We start from the raw sequence: 24572 nt of genomic DNA on the forward strand, positions 1-24572 counted from the left end.
GATTCCAGACCCATGAACAACAAGACGCACACCGCCATCGCCGCTATCGCCATCCTGACGGCTGGCCTGACCAGCGTGGCACACGCCCAGTTTTCGCTGCCCTCGATCCCGGGAGTGACCAAGTCCGCAGGCGTAGCCGCCCCCGCGGCCGACCTGCCGGGCCAGCAGGACGCACTGGTGCGCGGTTACGTGGCGGCCAGCAAGGACGTGCTGTATGCGAACGCCAAGCTCGCCGAAGCACTCGGCCTGAAGGACGAGGCCGCCAAGGTCAAGCTCGAAGCAGACAGCTTCCAGGAAGGCGCGACCAAGGACAGCGCCGAGGCAGCCAACAAGGCCGTGGCAACGTCGACCGACCTGGTTGCCAAGAAGATCGCGACCCAGCCTGTCATGGATGCCCAGTCGAAGGCCGTGTACGGCCAGGGCCTGGTGCTGCTGGCCACCGGCGTGAACAAGTACGTCGGCGTGGGCAAGGACGTGTCGAACATGGGCAACGGCCTCAAGGGCGCATCGCCCCTGCAACTGCCGAAGCTGCAGTCGGCGGTCTACGTGGTCACCAAGTTCCCCGACGCGATGACGAGCGTCTCGGGTGCCCTGAAGAACGCGGTGTCCTTCGCGCAGTCCAGCGGCGTGCCGGTTCCCTCGGACGCCTCCGCCGCTGCGGCGGCCCTGTAAGTGGTCGGGAAGCACCTTCCGATGCGCCATCTCCTGTGCGTGACCGCCTTCGCCGCGGCAACCCTGCTGGCCGCGTGCGGCAAGCAGGAATCCGACAAGGCGCCCCCCAATCCTGCGCCGACCACCACCAACGTCGCGCCACCCGTGCCCGATGCAGGCAAGGTCGGCAACATCGCCACCACCGCGCAAGGATTCGGCGCCAGCGCCGGTGAGGCCGTGGCAGAGGCAATGAAACTCGCGCTGCTGCAGGTCAACGGCGCGGCCATCCAGTCCACCAGCGTATCGGCCAAGTACGGCCTCGACGTGAGCCTGAACCAGGATTCCGCCTCTCTGCGCGGCAGCGCCTTCGCCGAAGTCGTGGCCCAGCGCTCGGGCGGCGTCATCCAGAACTTCAAGCTGGTCGAACTGCAGGAGCCCTCGGTCATCGGCGGCCAGCGCTACAAGGCGACCATCGAGGCGCAGATCGCCAAGTTCACGCCGTCCGCGGACATGCAGAAGCTCAAGGTCGTCGTCGGGCAGATCCGCTTCGACGGCCCCAGCCTGCCGATGGGCGACCGCAACGTGTCGTCGGCCGAGGTCGGCGCCACGATCCGCCAACGCATCAGCGATGCACTGGTGCAAACCGGTCGCTTCGCTGTGCTCGACCGCGAACTGAGCCCCGACATCGAGGGCGAACTGGACATGATCAAGAGCGGCCAGGCGCCCAGCGCCGAGCTGGCAAAGCTGTCGCAGGCCGCCAGCGCAGACATCGTGTGGAGCGGCCGCGTGAGCAGCCTCGCCTACAACCGCCACGCGCGCCAGCTGAAGACCAGCGACCGCGAACTCGTGAGCTATTCGGGCGGCTGGGCGCTCACCGAGAAGCTGGTGAACGTGGCCACCCGCCAGGTGATGGCATCGGACTCGCTGCGAGGTCAGGCACCCTCGGTGGCGGCCACCACCCTCGGCAGCGGCGTGGACTCCCACAAAGTCCTCGAGGACATGACCACCGACATGGTCAACCAGGTGGTGACTTCCATCGTCCGCCGCACCTTCCCGGTGACCGTTGTTTCGCGCGACGGAACGAACGTGGTGCTGAGCCAGGGCGGCCAGGCACTGAAGGAAGGCGGCCGCTATCAGATGGTCGCCATGGGTGCCGAGATGAAAGACCCGCAGACCGGCCAGAGCCTGGGGCGCATCGAGCAGCCCTGCTGCGAGCTCGTGATCGAGCGAGTGACGCCCAACCTGTCGTATGGCAGGCTGGAGAACGTGCGCTCGAACCTGGAGCAGCTGCCGGTGGGCGGGCTGCAACTCCGGGACGAACTCAAGGGCGTCGCGGTCGCCAGGGCGCAACCGGCTCCGGTCCAGGCGTCTGAATCGCAAGGCGCTGCTCCACAGGCGGACCGTGCTGCTGCGGCCACCGTCCCGGCTGTCGTCACGGGCGCCGCACCCGCGGCCCGAGCGGTGCAACCGAGAGCCACGCCGGTTGCCGCACCCGCGGCGCCCGGGAAGAGCGACGACAAGTGGTGAGCGGTGCGGCGCCAACGGCGCCGCCTTGATTTCGCGTCTCGCAGCGCGCATCGTTCACCGGCCCTGCTTGCAGGGCAGACGCTGTCGTTCGCTGCTTCCCCTGTGACGCATCGCCGCAGGCGTCGCCGCGCGCTCGAGAAAAGGTGTGGTTCAATCCCGTCATTTTTCATCCACGGCCGTGCCCATCAAGAAGTCTTCGGCAGGTTCCCACACGCCCCGCGAGGTCGCGCGTCTCGTCGACGTGGCGCGTGACGCCGGCGTGTCGGTCAGCACGGCCGGGCGCGTACTGCGCAAGTCACATCTTCCGGTCGCACCGGCCGTCGCGCAGAAAGTGCGCGATGTCGCCAAGCGACTGGGCTACGTACCCAATCTACTGGCGCGCAACCTGCGCGGCTCCCGGCCGCGCACGATCGGCCTCGTGGTAGGGGACATGCTCGATCCCTACTACGGCACCGTGGCGGAGGCGGTCACCGAGCGCGCGGAGTCTGAACACGGCCTGCTGGCCGTGGTGTGCAACATCCAGCGCGATCCGTCGCTCGAGCTCAAGTACTGCCAGCAATTGTGGGAGCACCGAGTGGCTGGCCTGATCCTCGCGGGCGGCGGCTTCGACCAGCACCTGTGCGCCAGGAAGCTGGCGGTGCTCACGCACGGCATGCAGGCGTCCGGCCTGATCGTCTGCACGCTCGGGCCGCGACTGATCCGCGCGCCGATGTTCTGCGTCGACAACGAGGCAGCAGGTCGCATGGCCGCTGCCCAGCTGCTGGCAGCTGGGCATCGACGCATCGGCGTCGTGAACGGCAATGCGCGCAGCGAAACAGGGCGCCTGCGGCTCGCGGGTTCGCTGGCGGGGCTCCGGGAGGCAGGCATTGCACCGCACCTCTGCGAGGTCGACTACCGAACCGAGGCGGTTGCTGCCGCGCTGCATGCGATGCTGGCAGCCGAGCCGCAGATCACCGGCATCCTCGCGACCTCGGATTTCATGTCGACGGTGACGTTGGAGTGGCTTCAGGCGCACGGCATCGCCGTGCCGCAGGCGATGTCGGTCGTCGGTATTCGCGGCACCGACACGGCGGTGGCCGGTCGCCGGCTGACGAGTGTGGACGTGCAGATCGCCACCTGCAGCCGCGCCGCGCTCGACTACATCGCCGCGCGCTCCGAGGGGCAGGCAGTCGCTCCTCCTGCATTGTTCGCGGCCACGCTGCGCACCGGCGAGACGCTCGCGCCACTGCGCTAACGGGTTTTCTCTATAGGCAGTGCGGCTGCGTCCTCCCTATCATGACCATGTATGACAACGTTGTCATAAGTTCCGTGGATATGGCGCGCACGTGCGCGGCGTGCGCAGCTAAGACATCCTCACCGCGTCCTTGAACTGGCGCTGCGTCCATCCGCCGCCAAGCAGGAACATCCGCGTGTGCAGTTGGGCGAGCGTCGAAGCTGAAACCTCGCGTCCCAGATACGTCAAACGCTTGTGGCGAAGGTCGACGAAGCCGGAGACATAGTGATGGGCCAGGCTCCGCCAGAGCGCATGTGCTGCGTGTGACTGCCGCGCGCCGGTCATCAGACAGAGCCCGGAGTCCAAGGCCCATCTGTAGATGCCGGAGGCCAGCCCGCGTCGCCGATAACCCGGTTCGTACTGGGAATGCGGCGCTCTCACGTAGCGGTCCGCCAGGCTGCCCAACTCGACCAATCGATTGAAGACCGTGTAGCCGGCCAGGCACCCACGGCGAACGTCTTCGACATACACATAGAACTCTCCGTCCGCCTCACGAAACCGGATCTGGAGTTCTGGCTCCCCCAGGCTGATGGAGGGAATGCCGTGAAGGCGGTCGCCTGGAGTGTTGAGGCGCTCGTAGATGGGGGCCAGTGCGCCACTCGGACTCGTCAATGACGGATCGACATCGATACGCAGCTCCATGGCGCGTTGAACCCGGGACGCGAGAAGGCTCGGCACCAAGTTCGGCAATACAGACGGGGTTGCATGCATGTCGCACTCCACTCGAACGCGACCGGCTGCATGTCAGGGGTCGCTACCGCGCAGGCCTGATGCCCGACGGTCGATGGTTTGCGCAAATGGAAAGGTGACCGTCGGGCTTAAGAATGTGCGAGGGTCTGCTGGGACCCTGCCGTCATCACCGCAAGCAAAGGCGTGCCCATGTCGCTGTGTTGCGCTGACAAGCGAACGTGAGCGCTGAGTTTGCTGGGGATGTAAGCCGCGACGTGCATGAAACGAGTGTAAAGCGCCACTGTTCGGCATTCAACAGAAGCCACACGGCCCTTGCCAGAATGGTGCGAGCGTCGTCGGACATCAGGCGTGCTGACCTTCGACGCATTGGGGGGCGCTGTATTGCGGAACATGCGAACGCGGAACCGCATCCCTATGCGGTGTTCAGCACGTCATGCCAGCAATCTCACGGTGCACTTTTCAGGCCATGCCGTTAGGCGTATCGTGAGCTGTCCGCTCGTCAGGACCTGTTTCCCGAAAGTGGTTTGAAATGAGCGCCGGCGCGTCGGCGGAATCAATCGACCTCGAGGTGTCATGAATACCCTTATCCAAGCTCTAGGCGCCGCCGAGCCGACCTTGATGGGCGACCTCGAAGCACTCTACAAGGACCTCCATCGGCACCCCGAGCTATCGATGCATGAAGTCCGTACCTCGAAGATCGTCGCTGACGCCATGCAGGGCTTCGGCTACGACGTGACGCCCAACGTGGGCGTGACGGGCGTGGTCTGCATCATGAAGAACGGTGCCGGGCCGGTCGTGATGCTGCGCGCCGACATGGACGCTCTGCCGATGGCGGAGAACACAGGGCTGCCCTATGCCAGCGCCGTGACGGCGCGCGACGAGGATGGCATCGAGGTCGGGGTTGCCCACTCGTGCGGCCACGATATGCACGTGACCTGGATGATCGGCGCTGCGCGCATCCTGGCGACGAATCGCACCGCCTGGGCCGGCACGCTGATGATCGTGTTCCAGCCGGGCGAGGAAACGGCCGAAGGCGCCAGTGCCATGGTGCGCGACTGGGGTGAAGGCCGTTTCCCGAAGCCCGACATCATCCTCGGGCAACACGTGATGGCCGGTCCGGCCGGCACGGTGAACTACCGTCCCGGCGTCACGCTGTCGGCTGGAGACAGCCTGAAGATCAGGCTGTTCGGGCGCGGCTCGCACGGCTCACAGCCGCAAACATCGATCGACCCGGTCATCATGGCCGCCGCGATCACGCTTCGCCTGCAGACCATCGTCTCACGGGAGATCGCGCCGACAGATCCGGCGGTGCTGACGATCGGCTCACTGCAAGCCGGCACCAAGGAAAACATCATCCCCGACGACGCCACCATCAAGCTGAACATGCGCACCTTCGATGAGGACACGCGCGAGTACATGCACAAGGCGATCCGCCGCATCTGCTGCGCCGAGTGCGATGCGTCGAATGCCGAGCGCCCGCCCGAGTTCACCACCATCAACAGCTATCCGCTGACTGAAAACGATCTTGTCGCCACGCAGAAGGTGGCACAGGCGTTCGGCCAGCAGTTCGGCGTGAACGCTTCGCTGGCACCGAGTCCGGCGTCGGCCAGCGAAGACTTCAGCATCTTCGGCCGCAGCTGGGGCATCCCCTATGTATTCTGGTTCGTCGGCGGCACCGACCCGGCGGTCTACGCCAAGGCCAGACAGGAAAAGACCGTCAACCAGATTCCCAGCAACCACTCGCCGAAGTTCGCGCCCCAGATCCATCCGACGCTCGAGACCGGCTTGCAGGCCATGCTGACTGCCGCCGGCGCGTGGCTGTGTCCCCCCACCGCGGCCTGAGATCGAGGGCGGCTCCACCCGGGCTGCGCGAATTGCGATTGCTATGCTGCGGCCGGGACTCGCGCATTCTCGCGAACCGAACACATGAACGTCCATGAACTGGCCCTTGCCGGCCTGAACGACCATCGCCTGTTCACCGTCCTGGATCTGGCAGGCACTTTCGCCTTTGCCATCAGTGGTGCAGTCGCTGCCAGGGACCGTGGGCTCGACTGGTTCGGCGTCATCGCCATTGCATTTGCGGTCGCGTGTGGCGGAGGCGTGCTGCGCGACCTGTGCATCGGAGCGGTGCCGCCGGCAGGACTGACCGATTGGCGCTATCTCGCCGTCGCCATGGCAGCATCGGTGATGACGATCGCTGCAAACCCGTTGGTCGTGCGCCTCGCGCATCCCGTAGTCCTGTTCGACTCCGTGGGGCTGGGTCTCTTTGCCGTGACCGGGGCGCAGAAGGCGATGATTTTTGGCCACAACGCCGAGGTCGCGGTGCTGCTGGGCGTGGTCACCGCCGTGGGCGGTGGCGTCGCGCGCGACGTGCTGCTCAACCGGGTTCCGGTGATCCTGCAACGCGAAATCTATGCGTCGGCTGCGCTGGTCGGCGCAGGCATAGAGGTCGCGGGTGAGCACCTGGGATGGCTGTCGAGCGGCCGGACATGGGTCGCCTTGGCCGCCTGCTTCGCGCTGCGTTATCTGTCGCTGCGCTACAGGTGGAACCTGCCGCGTTCCTCCGCACGCGACAGCATGGACGACTGAGCTGGCCTGTCGCAGGCCAGGGTCGGGAAGATTGCGCCACCATCAGCTAGTGGTTGTCCCGCGGAATGCCGAAGGTCGCATGAATCTTCTGGTACTTGACCGCCGGCTTGAGCACCATGCCCGCGGAGAGCTCGTCGACGACGGCGCGCTGGATCTCCTGCCACGGCGTCTGGCTCGGGGGATAGCGGTAGCCGCCTGCCGCCTCGAGCCTGGCCCTGCGCCTGGCAAGCTCCTCGTCGGGGACGAGCATGTCGGCGGTGCGCTTCTTCAGATCGATGCGGACTCGATCGCCGGTTTCGAGAAGCGCCAGGCCACCGCCCGTCGCCGCCTCCGGCGAGGCGTTGAGGATGGACGGCGAACCCGAGGTGCCGGACTGCCGGCCGTCACCGATGCAGGGCAGCGCCGAGATGCCTTGCTTCAGCAGGTAGTCGGGCGCACGCATGTTGACCACCTCGGCGGCACCGGGGTAGCCGACTGGTCCGACGCCGCGCATGCAGAGGATGCTGTGCGCATCGAGCTTCATGTTCGCGTCGTCGATGCGGCGGTGGTAGTCCTCCGGCCCGTCGAAGACGATGACGGTGCCTTCGAAGGCCATCGGGTCCTTCGGGTTCTCGAGGTAGCGCTCATGGAAATCCGGCGTGATCACGCTGGTTTTCATGATCGCGGAGTCGAACAGGTTGCCCTTGAGATTGAGGAAGCCGGCGTTCCTCTTCATCGGCTGGGCGTACGGAAAGATCACGTTGCGGTCGCTGGTGAACTTGCCTTCGCAGTTCTCGGTGAGTGTCTTGCCGTTGGCCGTCAGCGCCGGCTGGATCTTGCCCTCGGCAATCAGCTCTGCCACCACCGCCGGTACGCCGCCGGCCCGGTAGTACTCCTCGGCGAGGTACTCGCCGGCAGGCTGCATGTTCACCAGCAGCGGGATCTCGTAGCCGTGCGTCTCCCAGTCGGCCGTTGTCAGTTCGACCCCGATGTGGCGCGCGATGGCATTCAGGTGAATCGGCGCATTGGTGGACCCGCCGAGTGCCGAATTGACGACGATCGCGTTCTCGAATGCCGCGCGCGTGAGAATGTCGGAAGGCTTGAGGTTCTCCCGCACCATCTCGACGATGCGCTTTCCCGTCATGTAAGCCATCTCCTGGCGGTCCCGGTAGGGCGCGGGGATGGCGGCGCTGCCCGGCAACGTCATGCCCAGGGCTTCGGCCAGCGAGTTCATGGTTGATGCCGTGCCCATGGTGTTGCAGTGCCCGGTCGATGGGGCCGAGGAGGCCACGAGCTTCAGGAATTCCTGGTAGCCGATCTCGCCGGCGGCCATCATTTCTCGCGCTCTCCACACGATGGTGCCCGAACCGGTGCGCTGGCCCTGGTACCAGCCGTTGAGCATCGGCCCTGCGTTGAGCGCAATCGCAGGAATGTCCACGGTGGCTGCGGCCATGATCTGAGCCGGGGTTGTCTTGTCGCAGCCGGTCGTCAGCACCACGCCGTCGAGCGGATAGCCGTAGAGGACCTCGACCAGCGAGAGGTACTGCAGGTTGCGGTCGAGCCCCGCCGTCGGGCGCTTGCAGGTTTCCTGGATCGGATGGATCGGGAACTCGAACGCGATGCCGCCGCCGTCGCGGATGCCTTCCCGTACGCGTTGGGCCAGCACCAGGTGATGGCGGTTGCACGGCGCGATGTCCGACCCGGTCTGCGCGATGCCGATGATCGGCCGCCCCGACTGCAGCTCGTCGAAGCCCAGCCCGAAGTTCATCGTTCTCTCGATGTAGAGCGCCGTCATGTCGGCGTTGGCGGGGTTGTCGAACCAGGCCTGCGAGCGCAGCGCCAAGGTCTTGCTCTTCTCGTCTTTGCTCGTCTTCATCAGCGCATTCCCTTCAGAGTCTGGTCGGCGTCCGGCCTGGCGCGGCAGTCGTCGATGTACTGCCGCACGATGTCGGCGAAGTTGTCGTGGGGCAGGAGGCCCAGTTGCGCGGCTCGCTGCGCCGAAGCGCCTGCGGGCCAGTTGGCCACGATGCCCGCGATGCGATCGTCGCGCTCGAAGCGCACGCGCGCGCGCACTGCGGATCCGGCGACCTGCTCGAGCGCATCGAGCATCTCGCTCACGCGCACGTTGAGCGCCGGCAAGTTGAGCGCAGTGCGGCCCCCGAAGGCTTCGCGGCTGGCTTCGTAGACGGCGATCAGGCCATCGACCGTGCGCGCCGGCGACGACACCGGGTGCGAAACATCGGGCGACACCGGGCAGATCGATTCCACGCCGGCCAGTGGCTCGCGGATGATCCCGCTGAAGAAGGACGAGGCCGCGCCGTTCGGCCGCCCGGGCCGCACGGTCACGGTCATCAGCCGTGCGGCCCGGCCGTCGATGTAGCCCTTGCGCGTGTAGTCCGCGACCAGGTGCTCGCAGATGAGCTTGTGCGTGCCGTACGAAGTCTGGGGCGCGGGCAGCGTGGCGTCGGCCACCACCTTGGGCATCGGCACGGCCGGGTCCGGGCCGAAGACCGCCACGGAGCTGGAGAAGACCAGGCGCGGCACCTTGCCACCCGCGCCGACATGCGCGCGCAATGCGTCCAGGAGCGCGCGCGTGCTGTCGAGGTTGGAGCGCAGGCCGAGATCGAAGTCGGCCTCGCATTCTCCGGACACGGCCGAAGCGAGGTGGAAGACGCCGTCAAAGGGCTCGTCGCGCAGGGCTTCTGTTTGCGAGAGCAGTGCGCCGGTCCGTGCCTCGACCCGCGCATCCGCGAGCAATTCGGCCGCCGGTGGCGCAATGTCGGTCAGCACGAGCCTGTCGATGCGCTCGCCTGCCAGGCTACCGCGCGCAAGAAGCGCTCGGGCCAGCCGCGAGCCTACGAATCCGCTGCCGCCGGTGATCATCAGTTTCATGCTTTGTCCTTCGTTGCAAATGCCGATCGTTGGGGTCGCTTGAGGGGGGCCGCGGTGCGCACGGCCTTTGCGGCGGCGCGTCGGCGCCGCCCGTCGATGACGCCGCCCTCGACGAGCCGCTGCTCTCCGCGAATCAGGTGGTCGGTCGCGAGATGTCTCGCAGCGGTCGAATCATGCGCGGCGATGGCATCGAAGATGGCGCGATGCTCGCGTTGCACCGCGGTCATGAAGTCCAGCCGCCGAGCCTCGTTGCCGCGCGTGATGCGCATGCCTTCTCGCAGATACTGTTCGAGGAACCCGAGCAGCAGCCGAAACTGCGGGTTGCCGGTGGATTCGCCGATCACGCGGTGGAAGGCGAGGTCTTCGGCCACGCCGTCGTGCCCCGCGGCGACCGCATCGTCGATGTCCTTGAGGCAGCGCCGCAGCGCGGCGATCTGCGCACGCGTGGCGCGCTCGGCGGCCAGCGCCGCGATCTCGCCCTCCAGCACGCGCCGCACCTCGACCACGTGCACCACCGCCTGCACCGACCCCAGCACGGCCGGGTCGAAGGCGAGCGGCTGGTTCTGCGGCGGCGGCACGACGAACACGCCCAGGCCCTGGCGCGACTGCACCATGCCCTTGGACTTGAGCTGGTGCACCGCCTCGCGGACCACGGTGCGCGAGACCCCGTGCAGGGCCGCGAGCTGCTGCTCGGTCGGCAGCCGGTCGCCGGGCTTCAGCGCGGTCGATTCGATCTGCGCGCACAGGCGCTGCGCCAACCGGTCCGACAAGCGATCGACGATCAACTGCTGGGGCTGAGGGGGATGAGGCGCCCGCATGACGGTAGTGGCAACGGTTATCGGGTCATCATACAAGTTGGCAACATGTGCCGCCTACCGGTTTGCCCTGATGCGCCGAGCCATTGCATTGCCAATACTGCGCGCTGCGACGGCGTGGGTTTCCGCGTCGGCACGCCCCCGCTTCCGAACCCTCAGGACTCAGTGCATGGCCAGTGTCACGATCCAGGCAGTCAAGAAGAACTTCGGCGATGTCGCCATCCTGCATGGGGTCGACATCGACATCCAGGACGGTTCGTTCACCGTGCTGGTGGGTCCGTCGGGCTGCGGCAAGTCGACGCTGCTGCGCATGATCGCGGGCCTGGAGGAAATCAACGGCGGCGAGATCCGCATCGGCGACCGGCGCGTGAACGACCTTCCGCCCAAGGAACGGGACATCGCCATGGTGTTCCAGAACTACGCGCTCTATCCGCACATGACGGTGCGAGACAACATGGCCTTCGCGCTCGCGCTGGCCAAGCTGGGCAAGGGCGCGATCGAGTCCAAGGTCAAGCGCGCCGCCGAGATCCTCGGTCTCATGCCGCTGCTCGACCGCTTTCCGCGGCAGCTCTCGGGCGGCCAGCGGCAGCGCGTGGCCATGGGCCGTGCAATCGTGCGCGACCCGCAGGTGTTCCTGTTCGACGAGCCGCTGTCCAACCTCGATGCCAAGCTGCGCGTGGCAATGCGCGGCGAGATCAAGGAACTGCACCAGCGCTTGAAGACCACCGCGATCTACGTGACGCACGACCAGATCGAGGCCATGACCATGGGTGACAAGATCGTCGTCATGCGCGACGGCCGCATCGAGCAGGCCGGCAGCCCGCTCGACCTCTACGACAACCCGGCCAACCAGTTCGTCGCCGGCTTCATCGGCTCGCCGGCGATGAACTTCCTGCCGGGCACATTGCGGCGCGCGGCCGGCGCCGCGCACGTCGAATTGAAGGACGGCACCCAGCTCGAAGCGCCGCTGCGCTCCGGCGGCGTCGACGGCCAGCCCGTGGTCTACGGCACCCGGCCCGAGCACCTGGCGCTGGCCGATTCGAGCGGCATCCCGGCGCGCGTTGCCGTGATGGAACCGACGGGCATGGACACCTTCATCACGTGCCGCCACGAGGGTGCGGAACTCTCCGCGGTGTTCCGCGAGCGCCATGACTTCGCGCCCGGCACCACGATCCACCTGCAGCCCGATCTGCAGCGCGCGCATCTTTTCGACGCAGGCACCGGCGCACGCCTGGTGTCCTGATTTCCAGGGGGCAGTTCGTTCAAATCACCAAGGAAACGGGAATGACTGAATTCAATCGCCGCAGGTTTCTGGAAGGCTCCGCCGGCTTTGCCGCGGCGGCCACGCTCGGCACCGGCACCGCTGTCTTCTCCGGCGCTGCACACGGGCAGTCGCTGACCTTCAAGCCCGAGAAGGGGGCCACGCTGCGCGTGCTTCGCTGGAGCCGCTTCGTGCAGGGCGACATCGATGCGTACATGGCCAACGTGAAGAGGTTCACCGATGCAACGGGCGTGCAGGTGCGCGTGGACAACGAGACCTGGGAGGACGTACGGCCCAAGGCGGCCGTGGCGGCCAATACCGGCGCGGGGCCCGACATCATTCTCTCGACCAACGACGACGCCAACCTCTATCCCGACAAGCTGCTCGACGTCACGGACCTGGCGGAGTACCTCGGCAAGAAGTACGGCGGCTGGTACCCGGCCGCGCAGGCCTTCATGCGGCCCGATGGCAAGAAGTGGATCGGCTTGCCGCTCGGCGCATCGGGCTCGTTGATCGTCTATCGCGAGAGCATGGTGAAGGCGGCCGGTTTCGACACCTTCCCGAAGACCACCGACGATTTCCTCAAGCTCTACAGGGCGCTCAAGGAAAAGGGCACGCCGGGCGGCATGGCGCTGGGCAACGCGACCGGCGACAGCACCTGGACCAACTGGCTGGTGTGGGCTTTCGGCGGCAAGCTGGTCGACAAGAGCAACAAGGTGGTGATCGACAGCCCCGAAACCTTGAAGGCACTCGAGTACGCCAAGGAGCTCTACGCCAACTTCATCCCGGGAACGCTCTCGTGGCTGGACCCCAACAACAACAAGGCCTTCCTCGACAGCCAGATCAGCGTGACCAACAACGGCATCTCGATCTATTACGCGGCCAAGAACTCGCAGGACCCGAAGATCAAGGAGATGGCGGCCGACATCAACCATGCGGTCTTCCCGATCGGGCCGGTGGGCGTGCCGACCGAGTCGCACCTGTTCTTCAACCAGATGATCATGAAGTACACCAAGTACCCGCAGGCGGCGAAGGAGTTCCTGCGCTTCATGATGGAGCGCCCGCAGTTCGACGACTGGCTGCAGGGCGGCGGCGGCTATGTCGCCCAGCCCCTGGCCGATTACGAGAAGAACCCGATCTGGTCGGTCGACCCGAAGAACACGCCGTACCGCGACTCCGTGAAGAACCTGCGCCCGGCGGGCTACGACGGCAAGCTGGGCTATGCCTCGGCTGGTGCGGCGGCGGACTTCATCATTCCCAACATGGTGGCCGAGGCGGCCAGCGGTTCGAAGTCGCCGAAGGAAGCGGCCGAGCGGGCGCAAAAGCGTGCCGAACGCTACTACAAGGTCTGAGGCCGGCCCTGGCGCGCCCGAGGTGGCGCGTCCCTGGACGGCGCGGCTGGCCGACAGCCGCAACTTCCTGGGCCTGCTCTTCATGCTGCCGGCGGCGGCGCTGCTGCTGCTGTTCCTCACCTATCCGCTCGGCCTGGGCACCTGGCTCGGCTTCACCGACACCAAGGTCGGCCGTGGCGGCCAGTGGATCGGGCTGGAGAACTACGAGTATCTCTGGGGCGATTCGGTCACGCGCCTCGCGCTCTTCAACACGCTGCTCTACACGGTGGTGGCGAGCGTGTTCAAGTTCGTGCTCGGCCTCTGGCTCGCGCTGCTGCTCAACAAGAACCTCCGCCTCAAGACCTTCTTCCGCGCCGTCATCCTGCTGCCCTACATCGTGCCGACCGCGCTCTCGGCCATCGCCTTCTGGTGGATCTACGACTCGCAGTTCTCGATCATCAGCTGGGCGCTCATGAAGATGGGGCTTATCGATCGCTACATCGACTTTCTCGGCGACCCATGGAACGCGCGCTGGTCCGTCATCGCGGCCAACGTGTGGCGCGGCATTCCGTTCGTCGCGATCACGCTGCTGGCCGGCCTGCAGACCATCTCGCCTTCCTACTACGAGGCCTCGGCGATCGACGGCGCGTCGCCGTGGCAGCAGTTCCGGTACGTCACGCTGCCGCTTCTCACCCCGATCATCGCGGTGGTGATGACCTTCTCCGTGCTCTTCACCTTCACCGACTTCCAGCTCATCTACGTGATCACGCGTGGAGGACCGCTGAACGCGACGCATCTGATGGCCACGCTCTCTTTCCAGCGCGCGATCTCGGGCGGCGCGCTGGGCGAAGGCGCAGCCATCGCGATCGCGATGGTGCCCTTCCTGCTGGCCTGCGTGCTGTTCAGCTACTTCGGCCTGCAGCGGCGCAAGTGGCAACAAGGAGGGTCCGACAAATGAGCGCCACCCAGACCGACATGGTCGGCATGAGCTACCTGGAATCGTTGCCGCGCAAGGTGGTCACCGTCTATGTCCCACTGGTGGTCTTCCTCGTCGTTCTGCTGTTCCCCTTCTATTGGATGGCAATCACGGCGGTGAAACCCGACGCCGAGCTGCTGACGCGAGAAGGCAATCCCTTCTGGGTGGTGGCGCCGACGCTCGCCCATTTCCACAAGCTGCTGTTCCAGACCGCGTACCCGCAGTGGATCTGGAACACGCTGCTGGTCTCCGTGGTGTCGACCTTCTGCTCGCTGGCCTGCTCGGTGTTCGCGGCCTATGCGATCGAGCGGCTGCGCTTCAATGGCTCGCGGCAGGTAGGCCTGGCGATCTTCCTCGCCTACCTGGTTCCACCCTCGATCCTTTTCATTCCGCTGGCCAACGTGGTGTTCAAGCTCGGACTCTTCGACACACGGCTCGCGCTGATCCTGACCTACCCGACGTTCCTGATCCCCTTCTGCACCTGGCTGCTGATGGGCTACTTCCGCTCCATCCCCTTCGAACTGGAGGAGTGCGCCCTGATCGACGGCGCGAGTCGCTGGCAGATCCTCGTGAAGATCGTGCTGCCGCTGGCCGTGCCGGGCCTGATCTCGGCCGGCATCTTCGCCTTCACCTTGTCCTGGAACGAGTTCATCTACGCGCTGACCTTCGTCTCCTCGTCGGAGATCAAGACGGTGCCGGTCGGCGTGGTGACCGAGCTTGTGCAGGGCGACGTCTACCAGTGGGGGCCGCTGATGGCCGGCGCGCTCCTGGGTTCGCTGCCCGTCGCGTTCATCTACTCCTTCTTCGTCGAGTACTACGTGTCGGGATTGACAGGATCGGTCAAGGAATGAATCACGCTTGCGATCCGGACGGCGTACCCGCCACGAGGGCATCGGTCCGCTGAGCGACCCTGGCGCACACGGCGCCATCCCGCGGACGCCTTCGACTGCCGAGCGCCATCAGAGCGCAAGAGACATCTGCAGGCCCAGTGCCAGCAGGGCCTCGTCGTCGCCCCGTCGTGCGGCAAGCTCGATGCCTACCGGCAGCCCGTCGGGGCTGTAGCCGGCCGGAAGCGCCAGCGCCGGAAGTCCCAGTGCCGCCGCGAAGCGCGCATTGCGCGAGACGATGGCGCCGAGCGGCACGCGGGCGCCCAGATGGACGATCGAATCGTCCGGCTCGCCCCGGGCCTCCGACGCCGAAGGCGCGGTGACCGGGGTGGTCGGATAGGCGATGGCATCCAGTGCATGGCAATCCATCAGGGCCAGCCAGCGGCGGCCGAGCACGGCCAGGTACCGCGTCAGCGCCACCGCTTGCCCGGCGGCGCGGTCGTGGTCGCTATCCGCATCGGCCACATGGATGGCGCGCACGTCGCGGCTGCGGATCGCATCCACGAAGGCGTCGAACGGGATCTCGTGGCCGCGCGCCGCAAGCCATGCGCGCAGCTCGCGCCGGCGGCGCAGGCTTCCCAGCGCCACCTGGCAATGCACGGCTTCGCTGACCAGTGCGCCGGCGTCGAACTCGACCAGCGCTACCCCCGCTGCACGAAATCGCTCGAGTGCGGCGGCGCACACCGCGTCGACAGCGGGCGCGAGCGCTTCCCACAGGCCACCGCGCGGCACGCCGATGCGCAGCGCGCCGGCATCCGGCGGCGGCCCGACCTTCTTTCCAGAGATCACTTCGTGCAGCAGGATCAGATCGTCGACGCTTCGCGCCATCGGTCCCGCAGTGTCGAAGGCGGCGACCAGGGGCACGATGCCTTCGAGGGAATACGCCCTTGCGGGCCCGATGGAGGGCCGCAGGGCCGCAATGCCGCAGAAGGCCGCGGGCGTTCGCAGGGAACCCGAGGTGTCGGTGCCGAGCCCCGCCGGCGCGAGACCTGCAGCGATCGCGGCGGCCGTGCCGCCGCTGGAGCCGCCCGGTATGCGATCGATCGCCCGCGGGTTGCGGACCCGGCCGAACACCGGGTTGTTCGATGTCGCGCCTGCGGCCAGTTCATGCATGTTGGCCTTGCCGAGCAGCAGGGCGCCGGCTTGTTCCAGCGCACGCCAGACAGGCGCCGGCCCAGGCGGCAAGTCGCAGCGCAGCCATGCATTGCCGGCGGAAGTCGGGAAGCCCGGCGTGTCGATGTTGTCCTTCACCACCACTGGCAGGCCCGCGAGCCTGCCGGCTGCCTCGCCCGCAGCAAGCGCGCGGTCGAGCTTGCGCGCCTGTTCGAGCAAGGCCGGCGCGGCTTGCCAGGTCATGGCGTTCAGGTTGCGGTGCGTTTCGCAGCGCTCTAGGAATTGCCGGCAGCAGCTTTCCGCGGAAAGGCTCGACCCGCCTGCGGGGATGCCGCGGCCATGGGCCGCGACGCCGTTCACCAGCGCGCGCGCCGAGTCCGGCAGGCCGGTTTCGTCAATCCCCGGCAAGGCTCAGATCTTCGACGGGCCGGCCTGGGGGCACGGCGGGCCCGCCGCTGCCGGCATCGCCCGCCACGGCCTCGCGCTGCGCGCAGTCCAGCAGGAACTCGCGCAACGCAGCGATCTTCGGCAGCTTCGACTTCCCGACCGTGCTCACGACGAAGTAGGAGGACATGATCGGCCTGCTCCAGTCCTTGAACGGCGCCACGAGCCGGCCGGCGCGCAGATGGTCGCGCACCAGCATGCTGCGCCCCAGCACCAGTCCGCGGCCGGCGATGGCCGCGCGCAGGATCAGCAAGGGGTCGCTGAAGCAGGGGCCGCTGTGGATGCCCGAGCTGTCGAAGCCGGCTTCCTCGAGCCAGAGCTCCCACGACATCCACGGCTCGTGCACCATCCGCTGCGAGGAGTTGAGCAGCGTGAAGCGCGACAGGTCCCGCAAGCCGAGGCTGCCCGCGGGCTGGTCGAGGATGGACGGGCTGCAGACCGGAAACACGCGTTCCGTCGCGAGCAGGTCCGCCTTCAGGTCCGATGCGAAGCCGGCACGGCCGAAGCGGATCGCGAGGTCGACCTCGGAGTTGGCAAGGTCGACCATCTTGTAGTCGGTGAGCACCATGACGTCGATCTCGGGCCGGTACCCGCGAAACGCCTCCAGCCGCGGCATCAGCCATTCCTGCGTGAACGAGGGCAGGGCGCTGATGACCAGGGTCTCGGCCGGCCGGGGCTGCGGACGCGGCAGCAGCGCCATGGCCGCTTCGAAGTGCTCGAAGCCGGCGACGATGCCGGGGAGGATGGTCTGGCCCAGGCGCGTCAGCACGAGGCCGCTCGACGCCCGCTCGAACAGCAGGCCGCCGATGAACTCCTCCAGCATCTTCACCTGGTGGCTGACGGCCGTTTGCGTCACGCAGAGTTCCTGGGCGGCACGCCCGAAGCTGCCCAGTCGTGCGGACACTTCGAAGACCTTCAGCGCCTTGAGCGGCGGGAGCTGCTTTCGTTTTCGCATGAGATGGTTCGTGGTTGTGAGAGTCGAACACGGCACGGCCGCCGCATGCCCCCCGTTTTGGGGCGCCGCGGCTTCCGGAAGATAGCGCCGACTGCGCCATTGCGAAATCCGGGCCAGCCCTCGTGGACCCGCGCGAACGCAGCAGCCCCAAGTTTTCCGGGGGCCGAACCCAAGATTTATTCGTTTGCCGCAAGCGGCCACCTGCGACGAAGATCAGTCCCCATCGGATGTCGATGCACACACACCATTCAAAAGGAAACAAGCATGAGCCTCATCAAAGTCAACCCGGCGTCCATGGGCGGCGAGCCCGGCACCTACAGCAACGGCCTGATGGCCGAGTCGCCGGCCCGCACCCTCTACATCGCCGGCCAGATCGGCATCGACGCCAAGGGCGTGGCATCGCCGGACTTCACCGAGCAATGCCGCCAGACCTGGTCGAACATCGAGGCCATCCTGGCCGAGGCGGGCATGGGCATCGAGAACATCGTGAAGACGACGATCTTCCTGGTCGATCGCGCCGACTATCCCGCCTTCGTCGAAGTGCGCAAGGGCGTGCTCAAGACGCACAAGCCGGCGTCCACGCTGGTCTACGTGTCCGGCCTGGTCAAGCCCGAGTGGAAGGTGGAGATCGAGGCCATCGCGGCGAAGTAGCGCCGCCCCGGCCTGCCGCTCCCAAGCCCATGGACTACGAACTGGCCCTCCACGAATCGCCCCAGCCGCGGCTCGACCTGAGCGAGCGGCCGACGCGGCTGCTGCACGTGATGCTGCGGGTGCGCAACCTGGCGCGCTCGATGGATTTCTACATCGGCGCGCTGGGGCTGCGCATGCTGCGCCGGCAGGACTACCCGAGCGGGCGCTTCACCCTCGTCTTCCTCGGCTACGGCGAGGAAGCCGCGCACACGGTGCTCGAGCTCACCCACAACTGGGACCAGGACGAGCCCTACGAGCTCGGCACCGGCTACGGCCACATCGCGCTGGCGGTGAACGATGTCTACGCCGCCTGCGGGGAGCTGGCCGAGGCCGGCGTGAAGATCACCCGGCCGCCCGGTCCGATGAAGCACAGCGACACGCTGATGGCCTTCGTCGAGGACCCCGACGGCTACCGCATCGAACTGATCGGCTGTTCCTGAAACGACTGCACGCCGGACCCCACGATGAACACCACGACCACGATCTCGCCCCCGCCCGCCACGCGCGCGAGGCCCACGCCGCCGCGCGCCCTCGCGATTCCGAAGGAAGGGGACGACGGCCTGTTCCGCCAGTCCTGGTATCCGCTGTGCCTTTCCAGCGAGGTTGCCAAGGGGCAGGTGCTCGGCTGCAGCTTTCTCGACGGCAAGGTGGTCGCGTTCCGCGGCGACGACGGCGTGGTGCACGTGACCAGCGCGTACTGCCCGCACGTCGGCGCCGACCTGTCGGTGGGCAAGGTGGTCGGCAACAACCTGCGCTGTGCCTTCCACCATTGGGAATACAACGGCGAGGGCGTGTGCGAGAAGACGGGCATCGGCGATCCGCCGCCGCGCTCGGCCTGCCTCTTCGTGTTCCCGTCGCAGGAGCACTGGGGCATCGTGTGGGTCTTCAACGGCGAGGAGCCGCTGTTCGACCTGCCGGACATGGGCCACCCCGAGGACACGCTCGAGATCTGGCCCTACAAGTTCCCGCGGCCGTTCCACAGCGACCCCTGGGTGTTCGCCGCCAACACGCCCGACATGCAGCACCTCAAGGCCGTGCACGGCGTCAAGTTCGAGCACGGCGATCCGCACGACCTGATCGAATGGGACGAATGGGGCCTGCGCTACAACGTGAAGGCGAAGCACCAGGGCGGCGTGCCGATCGACTGGACCCTGGGCCTGCGCGGCACCGGCTTCTTCTGGCGCACCGGCACCTACGGCGATTTCTGGTGCGCCGCCGTCACCGGCTTCGGCCTGCCGTCACCCGGCATGCACCAGGTCTTCGGCGCCGCGATGGTGCTGAAGGGCGAACACGGCAAGGAACGGCTGGCGAAGATGCGCGGCATCACCGAGCGGACCATCGGCGAGGACGAGCAGATCCTCGACACCATCCACTACCGCCAGGGCACCTTCACCGTGGCCGACCGAACGCTGGCGAGATACCTGCGCATCGTGCGCGACTTTCCGCGCGCGCATCCTTCGGCCGCATTCATCCGATAGCCGCACCGCTTTCTCAAACCCACGGAGTGCTCCCGATGAAATTCCTGAAGATCCTCGTGCTGGGCGCGGTTGCCGCGCTGGCGCAGGTCCCGCTCGCCTCGCAGGCCCAGACCACCGTGACCTTCGCGGGCTTCGGCGGCCCGCTGCAGGAGGCCATGGTCAACCAGATGTTTGCCGACGCCGGCAAGCTCAACATCCGCATCAAGGAAGACCGCAACGGCTTCTGGACCGGCATCAAGGCCCACCTGATGGCCAAGGCGCCCGGCTGGGACCTGACCGAGGTTGGCTTCGCGCGCTGCGAACAGGCGGCGCAGGCCGGCCTGATCCAGGACGTCGACTACACGGTGGTCGACAAGAGCAGGATATCGGCCGCGCTCGCGCAGCCGAAGTATGTCGGCGTCTACACCTTCACCTATGGCCTGACCTACCAGACCAAGAAGTACGGCGCCAACGGGCCGAAGAGCTGGGCCGACTTCTTCGACGTGCAGAAATTCCCCGGCCGCCGCACGATGCTGGCCGACGGCCTGTACGCACTGGAGATCGCCCTGTTGGCCGATGGCGTGCCCGCGGCCGATATCTACAAGCTGCTGCGCACGCCGGCCGGCGTGGACCGGGCCTTCGCCAAGCTCGAGAAGCTCAAGCCGCATGTCGCCGTCTGGTACAAGTCCAGCGGCCAGGCGATGCAGCTGATGCGCGACGGCGAAGTGGACATGGGCCTCATCTCCAACGCCCGCGCCCAGTCGGTCGTGAAGGACGGCACGCCGCTGACCTTCGTCTGGGACCAGGCCTTCATCGACACCGAGTGCCTGATGGTGCCGAACAACGCGCAGAACACGAAGGCGGTGATGCAGCTCGTCAACTCCGCGCTCGACACGAAGAACCAGGCCGCGTTCGCGACCGCCAGCTACTACGGTCCGACCAACCTCAAGGCTTTCGAGGGCGGGCTGATCCCCGCCGCGGCAATGGAATGGCTGCCGAGCGCGCCGCAGAACCTGTCGAGGCAGGTGTGGGCCGACCAGCGCTGGTATGCGGCGCCGGAGACCGAGGCGGTGCTGCAGCGCTTCGCCAAGTTCCTTCAATGACGGCCGTCCTCGACCCGGCGGCCGGCATGCCCGCGGATTCGAGCGCATCGCCAGCCGGCATGGGGGCGCAGGGCGCGGCGGCCTTTGCCGGCACCTTGCCGGAGCGTGCTTCCGCCGGCATCCGCGTCGAAGCGCTGTGCAAGCGCTACGGCAGCTTCACCGCGCTGGACCAGGTCGCGCTGGCCGTGAAGCCGGGCGAGTTCCTGACCCTGCTGGGCCCGTCGGGTTCGGGCAAGACCACGTTGCTGAACATCGTGGCGGGCTTCATCCGGCCGGACTCGGGCTCGCTCTGGTTCGGCGGGGAGGACGTGACGCAGATGCCCGTGCACCGGCGCGAGCTGGGCATGGTGTTCCAGAACTACGCGCTGTTCCCGCACAAGAGCGTGTACGAGAACATCGCCTTTCCCCTGCGGGTGCGGAAGATGCCGCAGGCCGAGATCGACCGGCGCGTGCGGGCAGTGCTCGAGCTGGTGCAACTGCCCCAGCTGGGCGGACGCAGCATCGCCGCGCTTTCCGGCGGCCAGCGCCAGCGCGTGGCGCTCGCGCGCGCCGTGGTGTTCTCGCCGCGCATCGTGCTGATGGACGAGCCGCTTTCGGCGCTCGACAAGAACCTGCGCGAGCAGATGCAGGTCGAGATTCGCCGGCTGCACGAGAAGATCGGCGCCACCACCCTCTACGTGACCCACGACCAGCGCGAGGCGCTGACCATGAGCGACCGCATCGCCGTGATGAACAGGGGCCAGATCGAGCAGTGCGACAGTGCTGCCGCCGTGTACGAGAAGCCCGCCAGCCGCTTCGTTGCCGGCTTCATCGGCGAGACCACGCTCGTGCCCGCCGCGGCGAACTCCTCGCGGTCGGTGATGCTTCCGGGCGGCACGCTGCTCGGCGTGGAAGATCCGCTCCCCGCGTCGGCGTCACTGCACGTCGCATTGCGTGCCGAGCGCCTCCTGCTGCCGGGCGAGTACGGCGCCGGCGCAAACCGGATTCCGGCCGTCATCGAAGACGTGATCTACCAGGGCGACAGCCTGCTCCTGGTTGCCCGCATCGAAGGTGGCCACAGCGTGTCCGTTCGCAAGCCCTTGCGGGGCGCTGCCGGTGCGCACGGCTTCGTCGCGGGCCAGCCGATCGCGCTCGGGCTGATGCCGGCCGCGACCATCGTCGTGGCCGACTGAACCCCTGCGCCGCCCACTCCACGGGAAGTACCTCATGCAACAGACCATCGCCCCACCTACCTCCACCCGCCCGCGTCCGCAGCCGCCACGAACCAACCCGATGCCGCCGGAAGGCGAGGGCGGCTTCTCGCAGTCGTGGTTCCCGGTCGCGCTGTCCACGGACCTGGCGGAAGGCCAGGTGCTCGGCGTCCCGTTCCTCGACGGCAAGATCGTCGTCTTCCGCAAGGAGGGCGGCGTGCCGCAGGCGATGAGCGCGTACTGCCCCCACATCGGTGCGGATCTCTCGGTGGGGCGGGTGGTCGGCCATCGCGTGCAGTGCGCCTTCCATCACTGGGAATACGACGGCGAGGGTGTGTGCGTGAAGACCGGCATCGGCGATCCACCGCCCAAGGCCGCCTGCCTGTTCGTCTTTCCGACCCAGGAGCGCTTCGGCATCATCTGGGTCTTCAACGGCGAGGAGCCGCTGTTCGAGCTGCCGTCGCTGCCCTATCCCGATGCCGAACTGGCGAGCGGCGCCTACCGCATGGGCGAGCCGCTGCGCTGCGACCCCTGGGTGTTCGCCGCCAACACGCCGGACATGCAGCACCTGAAGGTGGTGCACAAGATCCGCTTCGACGCCGACGATCCGCACGAGCTGGTGCGCTGGCATCCGCACGGCATGGAGTTCAGCTACACCGGCGTGCACCAGGGCGACGTGCCGATCGCGAACACGGCCGGCATCCTCGGCACCAGCGTGTTCTACCGCTGGGGCATGTACAACGGCTACTGGCGCTGCAACGTGACCGGCTTCTCCCTGCCGCGGCCGGGCCAGCACGAGGTCTTCAGCTGCAGCCTGGTGCGGGCCGGACCGGATGCGCAGGCGCAGCTGGCCGACGTGCTCGGCATCAGCCGCCGCACCGTCGGCGAGGACAAGGACATCCTCAACACCATCCACTACCGGCAGGGCCTGCTCACCAAGGCCGACACGACGCTGGCGCGCTTCCTGCGGTACTTGCGCAGCTATCCGCGGGCGCATCCGTCCGGCCCCTTCATCAACTGAGCCGGGCCAGGTCTGCCATGTCCGCGCGCACCCTCCCGTCGCTCCCCGCCCCGGCCGCCGCCGACAGCGACCGTGACGAGCAGCGCTGGATGCTGCTCGACATTGCACCCGGCGCGGCCCTCGTCGCCCTGCTGCTGGTGGTGCCGCTGCTGTGGCTCTTCTGGATGTCGTTCTCGGACGGGCAGGGCGGCCTCACGCTCGGCAACTACGCGCGCATCTTTGCGGACGGCTCCTATGCGCGCGCCTTCAATCTCACGCTGTGGATGGCGGCGGCCACCACCCTGATCTGCGCCGTGGCCGGCTACACGCTTGCGTATGCGCTGACGCTCCTGCCGCGCTGGGCGGTGACGATCGCCCTGGCGTTGGTCGCGCTGCCCTTCTGGACCAGCGTGCTGGTGCGCACCTACGCCTGGCTCGTGCTGCTGCAGAACCGCGGCATCGTGAATTCGCTGCTGCAGAAGTCCGGCCTGCTGGACGCACCGCTGCCGCTGATGCACAACGTGACCGGTGCGCTGATCGGCATGGTGCACATCATGCTGCCCTTCATGGTGTTTCCGCTCTATGCCGCGCTGCAGAAGGTGGACCCGGACCACGTCCGCGCGGCGGCCGGCATGGGCGCGTCGCCCACCTGCACCTTCTGGCGCGTGTTCTTTCCGCAGACCGTGCCCGGCATCGTCGCGGGCTGCGTGCTGGTGTTCGTGCTGTGCCTGGGCTTCTACATCACGCCGGCGCTGCTCGGCGGCGGCCGGACCGTCGTGATGTCGATCCTGATCGAGCACGAGATCGGCGGCAGCATGAACTGGGGCATCGGCAGTGCGGTGGCCGTGTTCTTCGTGGCCGTCGTGCTGGCGGTCTTCGCCGTGGCCGGGCGCTGGATGCCGGTCGACCGGCTGTTCCAGAGGTAGCGCGATGCAACCCCTCGTGTCTCATTCGCGCCGTGCCTGGCTCTACCTGCTGGCGCTGGTGGTCGTGCTCTTCCTGGTGCTGCCGGTGCTGATCGTGGTGCCGATGTCCTTCTCGGATTCGCGCATGCTGGACTTTCCGCCGAGGGGCTGGTCGCTGCGCTGGTACGAGCGCTTCTTCACCGCCATGGAATGGTCGGGCGCCTTGATCGTCAGCCTGAAGGTGGCCGCCTGTACGGTGCTGCTCGCCACGCCACTGGGTGTTGCCGCCGCGTACGGCATCCATTGCGGGCGCAAGGCAGCCGTCGGTCCGCTGCAGACGCTGCTGCTGTTGCCGCTGATGGTGCCCCACATCGTGGTGGCTGTCGGCATCTTCTACGTGTTCGTCAAGCTGGAGATCCTCGGCAGCTTCTTCGGCCTGGTGCTGGCCCACTCGATGCTCGCGCTGCCCTTCGTCGTCGTCACGGTGCTGGCCGGCCTGCGCTCCTACGACATGGCCCAGGAGATGGTGGCCCGCAGCCTCGGCTGCACCCGGCTGCGCGCCTTCCTCACGGTCACGTTGCCGCAGATCCGCGTGAGCGTCCTGTCGGGCGCCCTGTTCGCCTTCGTCACCTCGCTGGACGAGGTCGTGGTGTCGCTCTTCATTGCCGCAGGCGACAACGCGACGATCACCAAGGTGATGTTCGGATCGCTGCGCGACGAGATCGATCCGACGATCGCCACGGTCAGCACGCTGCTGATCCTTTGCAGCCTGGTGGCCGTGGTGCTGAGCGCTGTTTTCTCGCGAAGGCCGATGCCGGAGGGATGAGCCCCGCGCTGCGTTGGC

At 67.1% G+C, this 24572-nt stretch carries 23 protein-coding genes; 17 read left to right on the forward strand and 6 right to left on the reverse strand.

The annotated features are described in order from the left end of the window. Positions 1-12: 12 nt before the first annotated feature. From G3W89_RS10295 to G3W89_RS10305, 3 genes are all read left to right on the forward strand, one after another. Complete coding sequence (locus G3W89_RS10295; protein WP_162573989.1) at positions 13-672, forward strand: hypothetical protein; 660 nt, start codon at positions 13-15, stop codon at positions 670-672. A gap of 21 nt (positions 673-693) precedes the next feature. Further along, on the forward strand, positions 694-2178 hold the full coding sequence (locus G3W89_RS10300) for a CsgG/HfaB family protein (protein WP_162573990.1): 1485 nt from the start codon (positions 694-696) through the stop codon (positions 2176-2178). Positions 2179-2356: 178 nt separating this feature from the next. Then, entirely contained in the window at positions 2357-3412 is a 1056-nt protein-coding gene (locus tag G3W89_RS10305; RefSeq protein WP_162573991.1) for a LacI family DNA-binding transcriptional regulator, read from the forward strand. Positions 3413-3520: 108 nt separating this feature from the next. Here the strand turns inward: G3W89_RS10305 and G3W89_RS10310 are convergent, their stop codons facing one another. Then, positions 3521-4162: an N-acetyltransferase gene (locus tag G3W89_RS10310; protein ID WP_232076442.1), complete on the reverse strand. Its 642-nt coding sequence runs from the start codon at positions 4160-4162 to the stop codon at positions 3521-3523. Between the two features lie 552 nt (positions 4163-4714). Between G3W89_RS10310 and G3W89_RS10315 the strand changes: the two genes are divergently transcribed. Together G3W89_RS10315 and G3W89_RS10320 are read left to right on the forward strand one after the other, a co-directional pair. Continuing rightward, positions 4715-5983, forward strand: coding sequence for a M20 family metallopeptidase (locus G3W89_RS10315; RefSeq protein ID WP_162573992.1), 1269 nt, complete (start codon positions 4715-4717; stop codon positions 5981-5983). A gap of 114 nt (positions 5984-6097) precedes the next feature. After that, on the forward strand, positions 6098-6730 hold the full coding sequence (locus G3W89_RS10320) for a trimeric intracellular cation channel family protein (protein WP_162577415.1): 633 nt from the start codon (positions 6098-6100) through the stop codon (positions 6728-6730). A 46-nt stretch (positions 6731-6776) separates the two neighbouring features. Here G3W89_RS10320 and G3W89_RS10325 read toward each other — a convergent pair whose 3' ends face one another. The 3 genes from G3W89_RS10325 to G3W89_RS10335 are packed head-to-tail and all read right to left on the reverse strand — an operon-like array spanning position 6777 to position 10419. Then, positions 6777-8585 (reverse strand): IlvD/Edd family dehydratase, encoded by a 1809-nt coding sequence (locus G3W89_RS10325; protein ID WP_162573993.1) that lies wholly within the window; start codon positions 8583-8585, stop codon positions 6777-6779. Further along, positions 8585-9601 carry a D-erythronate dehydrogenase gene (denD, locus tag G3W89_RS10330; protein ID WP_162573994.1) on the reverse strand — a complete coding sequence of 339 codons (1017 nt, stop codon included), beginning with the start codon at positions 9599-9601 and terminating at the stop codon, positions 8585-8587. The genes G3W89_RS10325 and denD overlap by 1 nt, the downstream gene beginning before the upstream one ends. Then, entirely contained in the window at positions 9598-10419 is an 822-nt protein-coding gene (locus G3W89_RS10335; protein WP_162573995.1) for a FadR/GntR family transcriptional regulator, read from the reverse strand. Before G3W89_RS10335 ends, denD begins: the two co-directional genes overlap by 4 nt. Positions 10420-10585: 166 nt before the next feature. Between G3W89_RS10335 and G3W89_RS10340 the strand changes: the two genes are divergently transcribed. The 4 genes from G3W89_RS10340 (at position 10586) to G3W89_RS10355 (ending at position 14835) form a co-directional block, all read left to right on the forward strand. Further along, the gene (locus tag G3W89_RS10340) at positions 10586-11659 is read left to right on the forward strand and encodes an ABC transporter ATP-binding protein (protein ID WP_162573996.1); all 1074 of its coding nucleotides are present in this window, start codon (positions 10586-10588) and stop codon (positions 11657-11659) included. Between the two features lie 41 nt (positions 11660-11700). Then, a complete protein-coding gene (locus G3W89_RS10345; RefSeq protein WP_162573997.1) occupies positions 11701-13029 on the forward strand; it encodes an ABC transporter substrate-binding protein in 1329 nt (442 codons plus the stop codon). Between the two features lie 82 nt (positions 13030-13111). Next, positions 13112-13966, forward strand: a complete 855-nt coding sequence (locus G3W89_RS10350) for a carbohydrate ABC transporter permease (protein ID WP_162577416.1) — start codon at positions 13112-13114, stop codon at positions 13964-13966. Further along, complete coding sequence (locus G3W89_RS10355; protein ID WP_162573998.1) at positions 13963-14835, forward strand: carbohydrate ABC transporter permease; 873 nt, start codon at positions 13963-13965, stop codon at positions 14833-14835. The genes G3W89_RS10350 and G3W89_RS10355 overlap by 4 nt, the downstream gene beginning before the upstream one ends. A 108-nt stretch (positions 14836-14943) precedes the next feature. On the opposite strand, the gene G3W89_RS10360 is transcribed toward G3W89_RS10355, so the two are convergent. Both G3W89_RS10360 and G3W89_RS10365 read right to left on the reverse strand, forming a co-directional pair. Continuing rightward, positions 14944-16392, reverse strand: coding sequence for an amidase family protein (locus G3W89_RS10360; RefSeq protein ID WP_162573999.1), 1449 nt, complete (start codon positions 16390-16392; stop codon positions 14944-14946). Beyond that, positions 16379-17383, reverse strand: coding sequence for a LysR substrate-binding domain-containing protein (locus G3W89_RS10365; RefSeq protein ID WP_162574000.1), 1005 nt, complete (start codon positions 17381-17383; stop codon positions 16379-16381). Before G3W89_RS10365 ends, G3W89_RS10360 begins: the two co-directional genes overlap by 14 nt. A 264-nt stretch (positions 17384-17647) precedes the next feature. On the opposite strand from G3W89_RS10365, the gene G3W89_RS10370 reads away from it, so the two are divergent. The 8 genes from G3W89_RS10370 to G3W89_RS10405 are packed head-to-tail and all read left to right on the forward strand — an operon-like array spanning position 17648 to position 24554. Continuing rightward, positions 17648-18034 carry a RidA family protein gene (locus tag G3W89_RS10370; protein ID WP_162574001.1) on the forward strand — a complete coding sequence of 129 codons (387 nt, stop codon included), beginning with the start codon at positions 17648-17650 and terminating at the stop codon, positions 18032-18034. Positions 18035-18063: 29 nt separating this feature from the next. Then, positions 18064-18513 carry a lactoylglutathione lyase gene (gloA, locus tag G3W89_RS10375; protein WP_174258250.1) on the forward strand — a complete coding sequence of 150 codons (450 nt, stop codon included), beginning with the start codon at positions 18064-18066 and terminating at the stop codon, positions 18511-18513. A 24-nt stretch (positions 18514-18537) separates the two neighbouring features. Beyond that, entirely contained in the window at positions 18538-19551 is a 1014-nt protein-coding gene (locus G3W89_RS10380) for a Rieske 2Fe-2S domain-containing protein (protein WP_162574002.1), read from the forward strand. A gap of 35 nt (positions 19552-19586) precedes the next feature. Then, complete coding sequence (locus tag G3W89_RS10385; RefSeq protein ID WP_162574003.1) at positions 19587-20633, forward strand: ABC transporter substrate-binding protein; 1047 nt, start codon at positions 19587-19589, stop codon at positions 20631-20633. After that, positions 20630-21805, forward strand: coding sequence for an ABC transporter ATP-binding protein (locus tag G3W89_RS10390; protein WP_232076444.1), 1176 nt, complete (start codon positions 20630-20632; stop codon positions 21803-21805). The genes G3W89_RS10385 and G3W89_RS10390 overlap by 4 nt, the downstream gene beginning before the upstream one ends. A gap of 34 nt (positions 21806-21839) precedes the next feature. Then, positions 21840-22844 (forward strand): Rieske 2Fe-2S domain-containing protein, encoded by a 1005-nt coding sequence (locus tag G3W89_RS10395; RefSeq protein WP_162574004.1) that lies wholly within the window; start codon positions 21840-21842, stop codon positions 22842-22844. Positions 22845-22861: 17 nt separating this feature from the next. Then, the gene (locus G3W89_RS10400) at positions 22862-23749 is read left to right on the forward strand and encodes an ABC transporter permease (RefSeq protein WP_162574005.1); all 888 of its coding nucleotides are present in this window, start codon (positions 22862-22864) and stop codon (positions 23747-23749) included. Between the two features lie 16 nt (positions 23750-23765). Then, the gene (locus tag G3W89_RS10405; RefSeq protein ID WP_332107438.1) at positions 23766-24554 is read left to right on the forward strand and encodes an ABC transporter permease; all 789 of its coding nucleotides are present in this window, start codon (positions 23766-23768) and stop codon (positions 24552-24554) included. Positions 24555-24572: the final 18 nt, after the last annotated feature.

The sequence above is a fragment of the Variovorax sp. PBL-H6 genome (genome assembly GCF_901827155.1).
Lineage (GTDB): Bacteria > Pseudomonadota > Gammaproteobacteria > Burkholderiales > Burkholderiaceae_C > Variovorax.